The organism is Trichocoleus sp. DQ-A3, from assembly GCF_039961975.1.
Taxonomy (GTDB): Bacteria; Cyanobacteriota; Cyanobacteriia; order Cyanobacteriales; family FACHB-T130; genus FACHB-T130.
This window is the reverse complement of the sequence record NZ_JAMPKC010000027.1, coordinates 18860-36298: the sequence shown is the minus strand read 5'-3', so window position 1 is coordinate 36298 and position 17439 is coordinate 18860. Positions and strand designations below refer to the sequence as shown.

The 17439-nt window shown below is 45.1% G+C and carries 11 protein-coding genes; 5 read left to right on the top strand and 6 right to left on the bottom strand.

What is annotated here, in order from left to right; translation table 11 throughout:
• The first annotated feature begins 42 nt into the window (after positions 1-42).
• The 3 genes from NDI44_RS24435 (at position 43) to NDI44_RS24425 (ending at position 2886) form a co-directional block, all read left to right on the top strand.
• Positions 43-1221 carry a cysteine desulfurase family protein gene (locus tag NDI44_RS24435; protein WP_190414227.1) on the top strand — a complete coding sequence of 393 codons (1179 nt, stop codon included), beginning with the start codon at positions 43-45 and terminating at the stop codon, positions 1219-1221.
• Between the two features lie 428 nt (positions 1222-1649).
• Positions 1650-2384: a ParA family protein gene (locus tag NDI44_RS24430; protein ID WP_190414225.1), complete on the top strand. Its 735-nt coding sequence runs from the start codon at positions 1650-1652 to the stop codon at positions 2382-2384.
• A complete protein-coding gene (locus NDI44_RS24425) occupies positions 2371-2886 on the top strand; it encodes a hypothetical protein (protein ID WP_190414223.1) in 516 nt (171 codons plus the stop codon). Before NDI44_RS24430 ends, NDI44_RS24425 begins: the two co-directional genes overlap by 14 nt.
• A gap of 92 nt (positions 2887-2978) precedes the next feature.
• On the opposite strand, the gene NDI44_RS24420 is transcribed toward NDI44_RS24425, so the two are convergent.
• Positions 2979-4880: a hypothetical protein gene (locus NDI44_RS24420; protein WP_190414221.1), complete on the bottom strand. Its 1902-nt coding sequence runs from the start codon at positions 4878-4880 to the stop codon at positions 2979-2981.
• A gap of 337 nt (positions 4881-5217) precedes the next feature.
• Here NDI44_RS24420 and NDI44_RS24415 point away from each other — a divergent pair, with 337 nt between their 5' ends.
• Positions 5218-7077, top strand: coding sequence for a hypothetical protein (locus NDI44_RS24415; RefSeq protein WP_190414219.1), 1860 nt, complete (start codon positions 5218-5220; stop codon positions 7075-7077).
• An 84-nt stretch (positions 7078-7161) separates the two neighbouring features.
• Here NDI44_RS24415 and NDI44_RS24410 read toward each other — a convergent pair whose 3' ends face one another.
• The 5 genes from NDI44_RS24410 to NDI44_RS24390 form a co-directional block, all read right to left on the bottom strand.
• Positions 7162-10011 carry a tetratricopeptide repeat protein gene (locus NDI44_RS24410; RefSeq protein WP_190414217.1) on the bottom strand — a complete coding sequence of 950 codons (2850 nt, stop codon included), beginning with the start codon at positions 10009-10011 and terminating at the stop codon, positions 7162-7164.
• Positions 10012-10138: 127 nt separating this feature from the next.
• A complete protein-coding gene (locus tag NDI44_RS24405; protein ID WP_190414215.1) occupies positions 10139-10990 on the bottom strand; it encodes a tetratricopeptide repeat protein in 852 nt (283 codons plus the stop codon).
• A 238-nt stretch (positions 10991-11228) separates the two neighbouring features.
• On the bottom strand, positions 11229-12194 hold the full coding sequence (locus tag NDI44_RS24400; protein WP_190414213.1) for a tetratricopeptide repeat protein: 966 nt from the start codon (positions 12192-12194) through the stop codon (positions 11229-11231).
• A complete protein-coding gene (locus NDI44_RS24395; protein ID WP_190414211.1) occupies positions 12191-13810 on the bottom strand; it encodes a serine/threonine-protein kinase in 1620 nt (539 codons plus the stop codon). Before NDI44_RS24395 ends, NDI44_RS24400 begins: the two co-directional genes overlap by 4 nt.
• 2 nt (positions 13811-13812) lie before the next feature.
• The gene (locus tag NDI44_RS24390; protein WP_348235325.1) at positions 13813-15444 is read right to left on the bottom strand and encodes an NB-ARC domain-containing protein; all 1632 of its coding nucleotides are present in this window, start codon (positions 15442-15444) and stop codon (positions 13813-13815) included.
• Between the two features lie 741 nt (positions 15445-16185).
• Here NDI44_RS24390 and NDI44_RS24385 point away from each other — a divergent pair.
• Positions 16186-17439 (top strand): hypothetical protein, encoded by a 1254-nt coding sequence (locus NDI44_RS24385; protein WP_190414208.1) that lies wholly within the window; start codon positions 16186-16188, stop codon positions 17437-17439.

Below are 17439 nucleotides of genomic sequence, written 5' to 3'. Positions count from 1 at the left end.
CCCTACTGTAGACATCCCCTTGAGGTAATCTGGCTGCTGCTCATGTCGCACTCTGTTGAATCTCGTTCCATATACCTTGGCTACCACTCAACTACCCCAGTTGATCCAAGAGTGGCGAATCAAATGCTTCATTACATGACAAAAGTTTTCGGCAACGCCAGCAGCATTGACCATACTTATGGCGATAAAGCTGAGGAGGCCGTCTCACAAGCAGCAATTCACATTGCTGAATTAGTAGGAGCCTCACCTAGACAAATCATCTTCACATCGGGCGCGACTGAAAGCATTAACTTAGTGATTCAAGGCAGTATATCTTCATACAGCAATACCCAAACTAAGCCGCGCATTGCCGTCTCCCCAGTCGAACACAAAGCTGTTTTAGACACCTGTGAAGCTGTAGCCAAAAAAGGATTAGCTGAGATAGTCAGTCTCAAGGTAGACTCAAAGGGAAGAATCAATCTAGATCATCTTAAGCAAGTTTGTGCTGAGGGACTCTCCCTTGTTTGTGTTATGGCAGCCAACAACGAGATTGGCAATATTTACCCAATTGAGGTGATCGCTCAGATTGTTCAATGTTACAGCATTCCCTTTCTCTGTGATGCCTCCCAAGCTGTAGGAAAAATCCCGATAAACTTTGAAGAATGGGGAATCACTTACTTAGCAATCTCTGCCCACAAACTCTATGGTCCCAAAGGTTGTGGCGTATTAATTGTCAGGAAAGGACATCACCTAGAACCAATTATATTTGGTGGGGGTCATCAGAAAGGAATGAGGTCTGGAACCCTTGACGTTCCCAGTATTGTTGGATTAGGAGAAGCCTGCCGCCTGCGTCAACTGGAAATGGAAGAGGATGAGAAAGCGATCGCATCCAAGCGCGACAAGCTTCAAAACCTACTGCTAGAAAGAATTCCTGGCTTAGTCATCAATGGAGATACCACCTCTCGACTTGCAGGCAATCTCCACATTTCAATCCCCGATATTCCTAACAGTGCAGTTATTGCCAGAGTACGATCTCAACTTGCCATCTCTACTGGTTCCGCCTGCTCATCAGGTGTAGAAAGTCCATCCCATGTTCTGCAAGCCCTCAATTTATCCTCTGAGGTAATAGAAGGAGCATTACGTATTGGTCTTGGCAAATTTACCACAGATGAGGAAATAGAGACAGCAGTGGAAATTCTCTCCACTGCTGTCAGCAATACTCGCCAAGCAATGCTTACTTAACCCTCTTTTGTCACTCTCGGAAAATCACGCTCGAAGCTAAACTCTGAAAGCTTCCAGACGTAAGGATTCGAGGCGTGAGTTTCTATCAGAAACTCAAAAATGTAGACCTATTGCGAGAACTCTTGCCATATCAGGGCTTCAGCGATTGGAATCACCCAAAGTGACAAAAGAGGGTTAAAGGAAGCTAACTGTGGCAACTCTTAAGTTTGGCTGGCGCTCTCATGTGACAGGCGCGTAAGTCCTGTGACTGATAGGTGCGGCGATTTAAAATCGCTCAAAAGCTTGCAGGATAGAGCTTTTATTCTTTGGGAAGATTTACATTAATCATGATTTGAGAATCTTTTAACAGGAATCTTTATTCAAGAAAATTTAATCATGATTCTTTATTCGGAGATTCCTGAATATCAGCTATGCTAAACCAGTAAAGGATGAATTTAAAAATGCTGACAATCGCGATCGCATCCCAGAAAGGGGGCGTGGGAAAAACCTGTACCTGTGTCAACTTAGGTTCAGGATTACAACAGCACAAAGTTAAAGTCGTGCTGGTAGACATGGATGCCCAAGGCTCTGCTACCTATGCTTTGGGATTAGCGCCTGGAAAACAACCGGGGTTTGACCGCTGGTTGGAAGGGGAAGATGTTCTCCGAACCGATACCGCTGTACCCTTAATTCCCGGCGGAACGGATACGGCTTACGTGAAATGGGATTCCCCAGAAATTTTACGCAAAGCGATTAGCAAACTGGATTGTGACTTAGTGCTGCTAGATTGCCCTCCCTCTCTCGTCCCTGCTACAGTTGCTGCGCTTGTGGTAGCCGATAGAGTTATCGTGCCGGTGCTGGCAGATCCCTTAGTGCTGGTAGGGTTGGCTCAAGTGCTGGACACTTTAAAAGATGTTAATCCAGATGTTCCCGTTGATGTTTTGCGTAGCCGATACAAACCAGCGTTGAACATGACAGCGGAAGCTGACTCGGTGCTCGTCAGGGACAACCGATTCAATCTACTGCGGATCTCCATTCCAGAAAACGTGGCGATCGCAGAAAGTGCTGGACACGGGCAATCGATATTTGAGTATGCTCCCAAAAGTAAAGGGGGGAGTGCATTCAAAGCATTAGCGGGTGAAGTGATAAAGGAATGGGGGTTAAAGAGACGTGGCAGGAACTAAAAAACGCATGGGACAACGCAATCCACTGCAACTGTTCAACGACTCTCTAAAAGAGTCTGTTGCTCCTGAACCATCGGATGAAGCTCCTCAGGAAGATTCACGAATCAAGGAAAGTAAATCATTAATCAAGATTCATGAATCTGGAAAAAATAATCCAGAATCAGAAATCAGGAATCAAGATTCTGGAATAAATAATCAGGAATCGGAAATTAGGAATCATAGGAATCAAGATTCTGGAAAAAGGAATCCAGAATCAGAAGAGACTAAGGCAGCTCCTTCTTCTCTCTATCCCCTATCGGTGAGGATACCAGAGCCATTGAACGATACCTTGGATGGTGCCGTGAAACAGACCCGCCGTTCGATGGGGCGGAAGATTCGCAAGGAAGTGTTGGTATCGCTAGCTATAGAAGCGATGTTGCAACGTGTTGAGGTCGCTGGAGGATGGAGAGCGATCGCATCCGAGGAGGATCTGCGGGAGCTGCTGGGGTTAGAGAATGAGTGACCCAGCTCCCGCAGCTACCGATCCTAAAATCCGAAGTGCAGGATATTTTCTTCTCAGGTGGCAGTGAAGCCAAAATTGGGAAAGTGGAATAGTTACATATTCTCGATCCACCAGTCATCTGTAATTTCTTTGGTCAATTCATATTCGGAAGTGATTTGAGCCGCATATTCATCACCCATCTTCTTGGAATGTCCAATCAGTGTTCCAAATGACTCCGTAATATCTTCTCGGCCAGGTTGGCGAATATGCTTTTCTCCAATATGCCTCAGAGCGTGAGGGTTAATCCAACGAGCTTCTCCGAATAAGCTTTGTGTTGCAATTGCAAAAGCCCGACGAACGACTATCCAGAGAGTGTCTCTATCAACTGGCTTACCAAAAGCTTCCGTTTCGTGCTTGCCGAAAACAAAGAACAAACAGTGATTGGCTTCAAAATTATTTTTGGCAATTTCCCAAGCATTAATCCGTCTCTCAACTCCCTTCAACCGCCCCTCTTGGGACTCGATATATTCTTCTGGTGAACTTTTCCAGGTTTTTGGAAGAGTTCCTTGTTGGGCAGCTTCTATCCTTTGGTGAAGGCGCTCTACCTTATCAAGCTTGTAGCCCCAAAGTTCCATCCATCCCTCCAGTGTCCCGACTAATTCCTGAATCAGAGGTCGCCACTTGTACACCCACATATCTAAATCTTGAGTCAAGATAGCGGGCAATCGATAATGCCGGGGCTGGCTTTGAGAGGAATGTTGGGTAGCGCCTTTGTGTTCCTCGAAGTAGGCTTCATAATAGGAATTTCCTTCATCGTCCTTTCGACGGAATAGGGTTTCGCCGAGAGCCAAATTTCTAATTTCCTCCTGCCGGACGGGACAGTAAACCAGAATTTTGACAATTAAATAAGTCTGCCAGGAACGAGCGACCACTGACGTTCTGCGTTTTGTAGGATATTTACTTGCTTCTCCTGTCTTTGTGTCACGACGAGTAATGTAAGGAGCGCATAACTCCCTTAGGTATTGAACTACTTGTTGGGCTTCTGGATGGGTTAACTTTTTGCTGGAGCATTTTTCTGCCTCAAGCTGCTTTTTCTCTTTGGCATACTCTTGGGCATACTCATTTCGCAAGTCTTGTAAATCTAAAATCAGTGGAATATCCGACCAATTGCGGCGAGTCGATTTGTCATAGTTCAACCACTTAGCGATCGCAATCGCTGTTTTAACCGTACTGACGCCTGTAGCATGACAAACTCCTCGTGTTTCAATTGCCCAATATGTATACTTGTCGAGCAAATCTAAATCAGTCATTAACTCCAAGTTCAGTTCTGAATGAGGAGAATCTTGGGAATGCCAACCAAAAAATGCGAGGATTCTTTCCTCATTCCCCTGAAAAGTTGATAGCGTGACAGCATCCATTTTGGGTCTACGGGCTTCTCCATCCTCCCGAGAGGACCTTCGTCCGGATGCAGTTCGGCTTATATTTTTTCCTCCGTTTAAACGAAACTCCTTGAACTCTTCAACTTGCTTAAGAACATGACTGGGCAGATTCTCTTTGGATAAGCTGTAGGGTAAATGTCGTTCTCTAGTTTTTGGCAATGCAGGACTCTTTTCTAGAAACGGAGGAACTGTCACAACTGGATCTGGAAATAGACAATGCCACCAAGCCTGCTTCTCTAGCCACTGTATGAATTGCCTAAGAGTGGAACGATAGTTTTTTCCAGTACTTTGAGCTGTTCTTCCTTTCTCAACAGCTTTTTCAAATTGCCGGTCGAAAATATCTAAGGCTCCATTGAGTTGGTTAACGGGTAGTCGCTCGCAAAAGGAAGCAAATTCCTCGCTCTTCAAATTTTGTGCAACCGGGTCTAATTCCGGAAAGACATATTGCCTGAGGGCAATGCTCAGGTATTTATCAAAGTTAATGCCAACGTTCTTGGCATCGATAGAAGTTTTCCAAAGTTTTAGGGTACGACCGAGAGTGTATTGTTCCATGTTCGTGTAAGGGTAATCAATCATTTAAGGGACTTGAATTCTCGAAAAAAGCCCTAAGCTGATGGGTCTGCCGAACGAATTTAACGGACTTGAATTCTCGAAAAAAGCTCTGAGCTGATGGGCCTGCTGAACGACGCGAGCTACTCAGTAACTAGAACAATGGTACTACAGGTACGCGCTCATACGTTTTTTGTATGAGTGCGTACTCTAAAAAAAGTTACTTAAACCTTTCTATAAAAGGTATTTCAGCAAGATTCCCGAAGCCTGCTTCGGGAATCCTAACCGTGGGATTGTGGTTGAAAACCACAATTTTTCACGATTTTTATGGTATACCTGTACTATATTTAAGTAAAAAAAATGTATGAAAAGTTACTCCCTGAGTCATGTGCTAAATTTATGGCGTAAGTCCAAAGAAGCGAAACAAGTTGCTAATGATTTTGAGAAATACCTCAGTATCGCTTTGAGGTTTTATGTCATTCCTGAACTAGATCCTCAAGTTGAAAATTTGAAAACTAAGCAGTTTGCTGCGTACTGCGATGAATTCCCAGCTGCCAGACTCAAAAGTGCTTTAGAAATCTTCAATCAGCAGACCTTTATTGCGATAGAGAACGGGCAAATTTCTGAGGGCACCAGAGATAATTACCGTTCGACTCTCAAGCGATTTTTGGAGTGGATGGAGAGACAAGTTTGGTGGCGCGAGTTATTTCCAGTTCCAGTGACCCAAGAGGATGTTGCTCCTTTTCGAGTCTCCCTAGAGCCAAAACCAACGCGGGGAAAGTTGGCATCCTATGGATTGACATCGAGTCAATTGCCACCAAATGTAGTCCAGGAGATGCAGGCATTTAAGGAGTTTCGGTTAACGGGAGGTCCGAACCTACGCCGCACTGCGAGTTCTCTCCGGGAACGTCGAGAACTCGACGGAGTTCGCAAGCCCAAAGTCGATCCGGTTAAACTATCTACGTTCCAACATGATGAGCAAGCCGTACTCCGGTTTCTAGGCTGGTATGCCCAAGAGAACCCTGACTTTGAACTGAGCTTGGAGCTGTTAACGGATGTAAATCTGCTTGATGACTACACTTACTGGGCTACACAAACTCGTGGAGTCAATCATTCAACAGGCGAACACATGGTTGGTACAGGAATTGCGATCGCTAAGTGGCTCAATTACGATAAATCACAGCGACGTAACTGGACAGATATCCCGATTGTTCTCCAACTACAGGACTTACAAAGCGAATATTCAGAGATTTATCAGAAAGAAAAGCAGAGACTTACACAGAAAAAATGGGAGCAGAAGCAGCTAACCCATGAGGAAGCTCGACAGGTTGTTCAATACATCCAAACCCTGTGCGCTCCAAATTATGGAAGACATCATCAACAAACTGGAGAGTTTCTCAGCCACGGGACTCGACCCAAATCCGCAGTTGCTAGAGCGTGGCAGACTTACCTAATTCTGAAGCTTTTGGTTTACTGCCCGGTTCGTCAAGAGGAGGTGAGAAATTTAAAACTTGGAGAAACTTTGTTTCGCAAACAAGATGGCCAGGGGATTCCCTATTATGTGGTGAAGCTCCAGGAGCATAAACTCTCTTCGAGAACCCACAAACCTCGTGAATATAAGCTACCGGGAATTTTGACCGAAGACCTTGATTTGTGGGTGTACAAGTGGCGGCCTCTGATTGCCGAGTCGGTCAAAACTTTAGAAGGATGGACAGAGTTTTGGGGTTATGGTTCTGACAAAGTAGAACGAATTCGAGCCAGAGTGGAAGCGGCTCGACAAGGAGTTGTCGCTGAAAAGGTAGAAGCTTCAATTGATAAGTACATCGAGCAGGAAGAAGCAAGGCTACAAGGAGCGGAAAATCGCGTTGCTGCTTGGGAAGTAGCGAAGACAAACTTCGAGAGCCATAATTACTTGTTTTTCATTACTGGTAAGGGAGACCCGAATAGTTTCGGCAAACCTCATTATGTTGCCAGCATCTGGCGAATGGTCAATCGAGCGATCGCGACAGCAACACTCGCCTTATTCGGAGAAGCCCGATGGACGAATCCTCACGCTTTGCGGCATATTGCAGAGAAACATATCCGGCAAATCGGGAAATCAAATATTGCCCATCATTTTGGAACTTTGCTTGGGCACTCCAAGGAAATGGGTGATGAGTATGCGGCTCAAATTACATCAGAGTATGAGGTGATAGAAGACATCGTAGACGGCTGGTGGGAGTGACAACCATAGCATTATAGTTAAGACCCAGCGGGAAGCGATCGCAGCCACACTCCTGACATCGAAGTTCATCGCGTTATCGACGACTCACAGACCATTGCCAATCAGGATAAACGGTGCCCAGTAATGGGGATGACTTAAGCGATTTGCAACCTCTGGCGGCAGGTTACTGCGAGCGCGTTGCTGGACTGCTTTACCCTGAGTTTGACCTAGTGCTGAGTCGTCGCCTGTAATTAGCGCTACTTGCGCTCTTTGCAAGGCTTCGGCTCTCGTAATCTTCCCTGGCTGCAACGCCGCATAAAAGGCACTCATCAACACTTGCGTGCCGCCATCGTCCACTTTCCATAAGGAAGCGATCGCTGCTTTTGCCCCGGTTTTCTGCATCTGGTAGCCAAAACCCAGAATTTCTTCCCCATTGCCCGATTTGCCACTAGTCGCGGTTTCGCAGGCACTCAGTACCACTAAATCTACATTGGGCAATGTCCAGACTTGAATGTCGCGCAGGGTAATTAGCTTGCCATCACCGAGCAAAATAAATGAATCTTCCGGCTCTCCGGCGACAAACATGGCATGAGTCGCCAGATGCACAATAGTGTAGTCGTTCAAACGGGGAATTGTTGCTTCACGGCTAAACTCACGGTCTAACAACTTCGTCGTTCCTGGCATCATGGCAGCTAAATTTTCCACCTCAACCCCAGCAAATTTCAATCCAGAGAAGCCGTAACGAGTAGACCTCAGCGTAAAGTTGTGACGACCTGTAGCAAAGGCACCTGCCAGAATTTGGGGCTGGGACAAGTGTTGAGTAGTGAATTTGGTCAGGCTCATGGCAGTGATATTGTTAATGCGGAAGCGCTGCACTAACCATTGTTTGCCGTCATACAAAGCAGCTAGGGGAACGTAACGCAACTGTCCATCAGGGGCGTAAATGATGCTTTTTGCTTCTGCTTGAGCGAGGTCTTTTTCTATTGGCTTTATTAGCCAGTTATACAGCTTAAGTGCTGGAACTGTAGCATCCAAGTCGGGCTTTTCTAAAGCATCACGGAATTCCACAATCGCCTGATTCAGGTCTTTCTTTTTGACTGTAACGGTGCGATGAATTGGACGAGCATCAGGAGCCGTCAGTACCAGTTCCAAGCGGTCTTCTAAAATCAAAGGATAAAGTAGCACTGCCTTTGGCTCCAGATGCTGCAAGATGTCTATGTTTAAGGTATCGAGCTGCTCTAACTTGAGACTTTCTCTAGCAACGGCACTGAGTTGCTGCACAAAGGCGACAACTTCAGGTGAGTTAATAAATTCGATGAATTTTCGTTTTATCTCTTGTTGAATTAACGTCAGCTTTTCGAGTTGCTGTTGCTGTTCGGGGGTTCGGTTGGAGCGAGGAATATTTTGCAATTTGGCGAGTTCTCTGCCTAATTGAATTTCTCGGTTCAAAATGTCATTATTGTAGCTGTCTCGGATTCGCTGTTCTTGAGACGTTAATGGAATGCCTTGGGCTGTTTGTTCGTTGCCTCGCACATTTCGCAAATAATCGTCTATTTCTTGAACTTTGAGTAAATCAAGGACTTGTTGTGCTTCTAGCACTCGGTCTTGTTGCAGCAACAGGTCAGCAAGACGGCGATAGGTATCGGCAATGGTGGCGGTGTAGGATTGCTGTTGTGCAACAGGTAGTGATCGCAGGTCATTGCGAATCGCTTCGGTGACGTTGACCGATTGTTTGTAGAAAACAATCGCTAACTCTGGCTGATTTTGCTTTGCCAGTACATCGCCAATATTGCTGAGGGTCAGCCTTTCACCAGGGCGCTCGCCCACATCTTTGCGAATCGCTAACGCTTGCTGATATAAATCTAACGCTTGAGAATATTGACCGAGACTTTGATAAACTGTGCCAAGGCTATCGAGAGTTTCGCCAACATCCGCACGATTACCAAGCTCTTGAAAAGTTAATAACGCTTGTTCAAGCACATCTATTGCTTGAGAATACTTACCTAACTGCTGGTAAAGCAAGCCCAGATTGTTAAGGATGTTCGCAACGGCTGTTAAGTCACTAACCTCTTTGCTAATTGCTAAAGCTTGTTGATAAAACGCCAATGCTTGTGAATACTGGCCTAATAGATCGTAAGCTAAACCAACGTTATGCAAGCTCGTGCCAATGCTCTCCTTATTTCCAATTTTTCTATAAATATCTAAAGCTTGCTGATAAAAATTTAGCGCTTGCGAATATTCACCTAATGCAAAGTAAGTTGACCCGATATTATCAAGCAGACGTGCCTTATCAATAGGATTGCCTAACAATTGGAAAATCGCTAAAGCTTGCTGATAAAATTGTAAGGCACGAGAATAGTAACCTAAATTGTCATAAACCAATGCCATACCATTGAGGCTACGTCCTTCACCAGCCTTGTCACTAACTTCTCGACGAATAGTCAAAGCTTGTTCATAAAATTCCAGCGCCCGATAATATTCGCCCAGGTTGTAGTAGACTGCGGCAATATGATTGAGAGTGCTACCAACGCCTGCCTTGTCACCGACTTCTCGGCGAATGGTTAGAGCTTGCTGTAGTGTCTCTAGCGCCTGCTGGTATTGACCAGATAAACGATATACTTCTCCAAGATTGTGCAGGGTAATTGCTTCGCCTCTAGTATCACCAACTTCCCTCCGAATTACTAACGCTTGTAGATAAAACTTTAGTGCTTCCTGATACTGACTGAGACGGTGGTAGACTACACCAATTTTGTGGAGAGTCTCCCCCTCTTCTGCACGTTCTCCAACATTTCTACGAAGCTCTAAAACCCGTACAAATGTTTTCAAAGCTTCTTGTAACTGACCGTTATCTAATTGCTCGGTTCCCTCTTGAAATAGCCGCTCTGCGTTAGTTTTATGTTGTTGGGTAGTTTGTACCTGGAAGAGCGTTTCTGGCGTCCCAGGATGTGATGCCATAACGCGAGGAGAATTCAGGATAATTAGAGAGAAAAACAGAAAAGTTGATGTTAAATACAATCCCGCCACTTTTTACGTGCAAACAAACTTTCAACAACTGCTTTGCCTTTTCAAAAAAGATGAATTCTTAGAGATTTATTGATTTGTTGTTTTGACCAACTGGTGTGTGACTGGGAGGATCGGTATTGGGTTTCTTGAAAGGTCTAGGACCACGGGACATTTTAATTCTTGTGCCTTTAATTGTGTCTGTACTTGGTATGAACCAACCTGGGGGAGACTGTACAGATTCTTCTAAATTCCTTTTGCTTTCCTCTGCCCCTGCTGGAGCATCTTTAGGGCAAATATTCATAGCTTGCGAGTAAAATGCTTCTGCTTGGCTATGATAGATGCTTCCCAGATTATTAAGAGCGCAAGCTTCCCACAGGCGATCGCCAATTTCTTGATAGATGGTTAGTGCTTCTTGGCAAAACTGTGACGCCGCCTGAAATTCTTTTTTCTCATAATGCTTGCGACTTTGCTCTAACAGCCGTGCTGCTACATACTTTACCGAAGGAGGATCGGTAGGGGGTGGCTGTATGGGTTGGTTGCCATCTGGAACCTCACCGTAGATTAAAATATGTCCCTGCAAACCAGGTATAAACCAGTTTGGTTCCGAATTTACAGTTTTTTCTAAATTTGATTTGGTTGTTTCTTTCGCTTTAATCTCAAATTCCTGAAAAATTTCTTCACTATAAAATTGCACTGCTTGGTAATGAGACAGATTTCCAATATTGTTTAAAGCACAAGCTTCACCGAGGTAATCGCTAATGTCTCGATAGATAGCTAAAGCCGCTTGACCAGACTTTAGTGCTGCCTCAAAGTCATATTTCTCTAACTGCTGAAAACCTTGATTTAATAGTTGATCTGCTATGTCCTTTGCAGAAATTTCAAGCGGAGCTTTTGAATCATCAGAGAATTGAGAAGTTGTTTCAGTACTCATTTGAGGGTCTCCTAAAAATTGATGCAATCATCTATCGCTGGGAGCTTTTATTCAGGCTCCTAAGTCAGGCTGGAAGTAAGTATAGTGAGGTTCTACTTTCCATTGCCGAAAACCAACTGCAAAATATGAATATTTGAGACATCATCGTAATTTTTGGTCTAACTTTGATATCAACTTGATCTGACTGCTTTCTTATCTACATCAATAAAATGAACATTCCGAAAAACTTTAAGCATTGTTACAATGCAGATTTCAGTTCTTGTATCTGTCTGTCCAGTTCCTTTATCCTTTGGGTGTTACCCAAAGATTTATAGCTGTCTCGTGCTTGAGTTAACCAGCGAATCGCTTCTTGTTCCTCGCCGATCGCTACATAAAAATCTCCCAACGTCGCTGAAATCTGCGCTTGCTCCTCAACATCCTTAGCATCTGTCGCTTTTTTTACAGCTTCTAAGTAGTTGCTCTCAGCCAGCAAAGTCACTCCCCCTCGCCAGTAGAGATCCCCAAGCCTGCGGTAAATCGTTGCTTCCTGAGTACCACCAGCTATTAATGCTTCCAAGGTCTCAATGGCCTCGGATTTCAGGTCTGACCCGATGTAAAGATAAGCACTCTGCAAGGCTTTAACTTTATCCGTAACTTGTTGATTATTTAGTTGCGCGATCGCTGTTTTTACAACTTGAGCCTCAGCCGCAGGCAATAGCCTAAATCCTCGTGCGGGTAATTCTTCCTCCTGGGAAGACCTACCATTGTCAGCTTTGATAACTAACAAATAGTCACTTCCCGGTTCCAACGGTGGTTCTCCAGGATACACGACCTCAGTGGCGCTCGCTGTCGTTTCCCAAATCATTTTTTCGCCCTTCACCAAGCTGACAGTGTAGCGACTGGCACCAGGAACGGCATTCCAGCGCAGCTTCGGCTTATCGCTCAACAGCAAGCTGCGGCGGGGACTAATGACATAAGGAATCAGTGGGTCGAGAGGACCGCGAGGGTCAGCCGTCTCACCGCGTCTACAATTGTGAGCGAGTAGTACCTCAGTCCGATTGGGGCTTTTGACGCCCTCCCAGCGGCTTTCCCTAGAGTGTGCTGAGCCGACATTTGGCGGTGCTGCCAACATTAAAGGCAATAATAAAACAGCAAAAAACCAAAGGAAAATATTGGCTTTTCTACTTTTTACTTTCAAGTTTTTTAATCTAGCAATACACTTCATCGCTGAGTCCTTTGAATTCTCAAAGCTGGCGGTGCAAGACTCATCCACCGCTTTTCATCGAGGTTGTTTTCCTTGCCGTATTTGAGGCAGTTTCCCCAAGCGGGGAGAGACGCTTGCTGGTTTCCTTGGCGTTCTAAAACTTGGGCTTTGAGACAGTAAGCAGCAGCTTTATCGCTAAATACGTCAATTGCCTTTTGGAGGTAAGTTTGAGCCTCTTGGTAACGCCCTAGTTCTAGTTGCGCCCAGCCAAGGTTTTTAAGTATGGCATATTTGGCTTTGTCATCGTAGGCGAGTAGCAAGCCCTTTTGCAGCAGAGGCACCGCTTTTGTGTGTTGTTTGTCCAAAATATACAATCGTGCCAGATTGTTGTAAGCTCTATCGAAATCCTCCTGCACAGCTATCTCGTAGGCAGCACGAGCTTGCTTAGGCTTTTGCTGGTCTTCATAAAGCACCCCCAGATTATATTGAGGTTCTGCCATCTTTTGGTTAAAAATGAGAGCTAATCGGTAGTAGAATTCGGCAGTCTTTAAGCGACCTGTCTTGTAATTGGCAGCTCCTTGACTATTAAGGGTAAACGCTATGTCGGGTGACGATTTCCACAAGTTGATGCCTCCAAGCAACAGCAAGCCAGCTAGAGTCAACTGAAACCAAGGGTTGTAGCGCAGGCTTACCTTGTCGTTTAGGCTAGTGGGCTGCTCGTCTAGAGAGCGAATGCCTGGTAACGACTGTATAAGGTTCCGCCAACGAAAGTGTGAATTTTGCTCAATTTCTGCAAGATACTGTAATATTTTCTCGGAATTTTGAGGTCGCTGTCCGGGAAAGGGAGCCATCATGCGCTCGATTAAGCCCGCCAGCTGCGGCGAAACTTGGGGCGCTTGGTCGCGCCAAATCAACTCACCAGTTTGAGGATTTTTGGGGAAGTCGAGAGGAGGTTTCCCGGTAAGCAAATAGACAAAAGTGCGCCCCAAGGCAAAAAAATCGGACTGCGGCACTGCACGTCCTTCCGCTTGCTCTGGGGGCGTGTAACCTGCGGAAATAATTACGGTGCCTGTCTCGTTTCCCTTTTGTTGTTGCAGATAGCTTTGTGTAACTTCCCGGACAGCACCAAAATCAACCAGTACCAGCTGCCCCTGAGGTCTGAGCATGATGTTGGATAGTTTGATATCCCGATGGAAATACTGTTGCTGATGCAGCTGTTGCAGGATTTCTAGGAGTTGGGTTAACCATGTGCGAGCTTCTTCTGTGGTAATGGGTTGATTGCTCCTTGCCAACAGCCACTCTTGTAAGTTGCAACCTGCTATTTTCTCCATTACCAAGCAGTGCAACGGTTCGCTACTGGCTCCTGACCAAGTAAAATACCCATCTGGCTCTACACGGGGAATGCCGGGATGCCGTATTCGGCTTAAAAATTCGGCTTCCCGCTGAAATAAGACGATTGCCTTGTTTTTGATTATTGGGTTGTTGAAACGTTCTAAAGAAAGAACTTTCAATACTTTTGCTTCCCCGCCATCATCCACTTCAAAAATCTGACCGAAGCCACCGCCGCCTATCTGACGGACAACTCGATAGCGACCTTGAAGCAATATTCCTGGACGAATCGTGGCGGCTGCAATCATTTCTAGTTTTCTCTTAGCAGCTTAAGTAGATTGTCTTGTGCGTATCCGATTGCTTCGGGAGGATATTCGCGCAGCTTTGAGAGAAAGTTCCTTAGCTGCACTTCCATCCCGCTTGCATCTAGTAAGGTATTGCGTAGACGCTCCTGAATCCGTTTGATGATGAGACGTTCTTGGATGGCTTTGATGTCGTCAGGCTCCTGGTCTTTGACTAGAGCATGGCTTCTGAGCAGTCCTAGTTTCTCGACGGGCGTGGCTTTCAGCCCTTCAATGATATCTTGGCAAATTTGTTCGATGAATTCGTTGGTGACATACTTCATCACCACAGGCTGGAGGGTGAATAACTGCGTACTGCCAGTTGAGGAAAGTTCTTTTTCGATTAGCGATCGCCTCCCCAAGGATTCTAGCACCGCCAGTAATTCAGAGGTGGAAACTGATACACATAAGTTTGCTTTTAGTTGAGAGAGTGAAACTGGCTTACGTTCAATTGCCAGCCAATACATAATCGATTTTCCTAAATCTGAAAATCGCTCAAAGTGTTGATTGAGAAGATTAGAAAAAATATCGCCAATGACTAAGGAACTCTGTCCGATAAATTCAACGATATTACTATTAAATAACTCTTGAATGGTTGTCGCAATAATTTTTAGCGCGACGGGATGACCTCGGTATATTTGAACCAGTTCGTCTAAACCGTTCTCTGAACCAGAGAAACCTTTTGTTGCCAATAGTTTTTTAGCGTCTGCTGTTTTTAAACCTTTGATTTGTAAGGCGCGGACAGGTAGGGCTTCGCCTGCTAGGGAAGCGATTTCTACGGGTTTTTCCCGGCTTAGTAGCAACAGACAGCTTTGGTGGCGTTCCTCTCCTACTCGCTTGATTAGCTGACCGTATCCTTCATAACCTTCTCGATAGTACCCGGCGATGTCTCCACCGCGCAGCACCATTTCCCAATCGTCCAAGATTAGCAAACAACGGCGATCGCGTAAGCTGTTGAGCAAGCGCGAGATTTGACCTTCTACTGTTGCTGGTATCTCTGTTTCTGGTTCGTTGGTGAGAAATGCGTTCAGCTCAGCCAGTGTTGCAAGTAAGGGTGGTGCATGACGCAGACTCCGCCAAATTAGGTACTCAAACTGGTTCTGAATCTGCGAAGCCAGTTTAACAGCAACAGCGGTTTTGCCAATGCCTCCCATACCCAACAGCGTCACTAAGCGACAGCGGTCTTGCACTGTCCATTGCGTGAGGGTGGCAAGTTCATCAGTGCGACCATAGAAAATTGATACATCAGGTGCCTCACCCCAATCTTGGTGAGGATGAGCTTGAACGTCTTCAAATGTTACTTCATCAGGTTTTTTGAATGTCGTTTCCTCTACTTCTGGTTCTTTTTCAGAAGCTATGGGTGCTTGAGGCTGTGGGACTGCTTCTAGCTGTGCGTGTCGCCTCTCCAGTGCTGCCTGAAAATTCGTTTTACTCACCTTTTCCCCCAATGCTTCTGAAAGTAGTTGCCATAGCTTGGGACCAATGTCTTGCTTTAGGTATTTAGCCGAGTAGCCATAAACTTCGGCAATCTCTTCATAATTCTGACCTTGCCACGCTCCCCTGAGAATAGCTACTTCAACATCTTTCAGATGTCTTTTCATTTTGGCAAAGACTGCTACATCTACAAAATTTAATATTTCCTCAAGGTTCATTTATTAACACTGGTGGTAATAATCTCAAAATTTGTTCTTCAGTATAACCTGACTTTTTCTGAACTTTTCTTAACCAAACTAAATTTAACTGCTTTTTCCAACTTGATTGACTACTGTAAAACTCCTGACCTTATCAGTATCGACATGATTTAGTTTTTAGAAGAACCTATTAATAACGGTTCACAAGCAATTTTCACTAAGCATTTGAACCGACAACAATCTAAAACAAAGGAGATGAAATCCATGAAATCCATCAAACCCATCAATAAGCAAGACCTAAGATCCATGAAGAAGTTCGTAGTCCGTGAAGCTGAAACCGTCAAGACCACAGCTCCTACCTATAACTAGTTCTTCAAGAGGCTAAGTGCCTAGAGGATTTTAGTCTAGTTTAGGTGTTCAGTTCGCTCTCGCTATCTGCATAACGAGAGCGGCTACTTTCCAATCAAAAGCAAGCTTTATCTTGCCATAGAACCAACGAAAAGCCACACAAAGGAAATGAAATCCATGAAATCTATCAAACCCACCAACAAGCAAAACCTGACCTCAATGAAGAAGTTCGTAGTCCGCGAAGCTGAAACCCTGAAGACGACAGCTCCTAGCTATAACTAATTGTTCAAGAGTCTAGCTTAGGTGTTCAGCTTGAACTCGCTATTTGTATAGCGAGTTCAACTACTTCCAATGAAGGTGCTTATGAGTAGTTATACAGCTGATACTCGTGTGACGGTTTATCCGTTTACACGGCAATCTGAAGGCAAAGAAGTTATTATCGGACGCTCAGATACTGTTGTTTTCATAGTATTGCCGCCTGATGCCGTAGAGTTGCTGGATGATCTAGCGAAAGGCAAGACGGTGGGTGAGGCACAGTCACTTTATCAGCAGAAGTACGGTGAAGTTCCTGATTTAGAAGATTTACTGGGCATTCTGGAGCAGAAAGGATTTGTTCAACCCTATTTAAAGGATAAAGCAGTTCAATCCCACTCAGTAATTAAAACCACTTCTAGACTACGCAGGACAAAACCTACTCCGGCTCGCTTTCACTTTGCCAACTTCCCACGCTCCCTAGCCCGACGAGTATTCAGCCGCCACATATTAATTAGTTGTGGTGTCCTCATTGGCTTAGCGTTAGTCGCGATCACCCTCGATTTCTCGATTGTTCCCGGATGGGATGCTTACTTTTTCAAAGAGAACTTCACACTCATACGTTTGGTTCTGCTCCTGATTAACTACTTTACGCTCTTTCTACATGAAATGGCTCATTTAGTGGCGGCTCGGGCTATTGATGTCTCCTCCCGGCTCGGTATCAGTAATCGAATGTGGTATTTGGTAGCAGAAACAGACATGACAGGAATTTGGGGTGTCCCCAGAAATCAGCGCTACTTACCATTTCTAGCAGGTTCGTTGCTAGACGCTACCTCCGCTGCTGTCCTTGTTCTGGTTCTTTTTGCTCAAGATCGCGGATGGGTCATGCTGCATCCGGTGGTTTTCCAACTGAGTCGAGCCATGTTGTTAACTTACCTGATGCGCTTACTCTGGCAGTGCTACTTATTTGTGCGGACAGATTTCTATTTCGTCATTGCTAATTTCTTCCAATGCAGGAGTCTGATGAAAGATACAGAGGTATTTCTCGGTAATCAGTTCGCGAGGATCTGTGGTTCGCTCCGCAGGGTAGATCAGTCTCACATCCCCGTAGGAGAGAGGCGCGTGATTCGTTCGTATGCACTATTGTGGCTCGTGGGTCGCATTGCAGCTTTATGGTCTCTATTGTTTATTACCATCCCGCTGATTTGGCACTACTATTTGGTGATTTTTGGGGTTTTAAATGCTGGATATCAAGCCAATCCTTACGCTTTTGTTGATGCGTTATTGATGGCGTTTCTTGTTTTGACCCCCCAGGGTCTCGGTTTTTGGCTTTGGATTCGCAGTTTTCGTATATTGCAGAGGTGA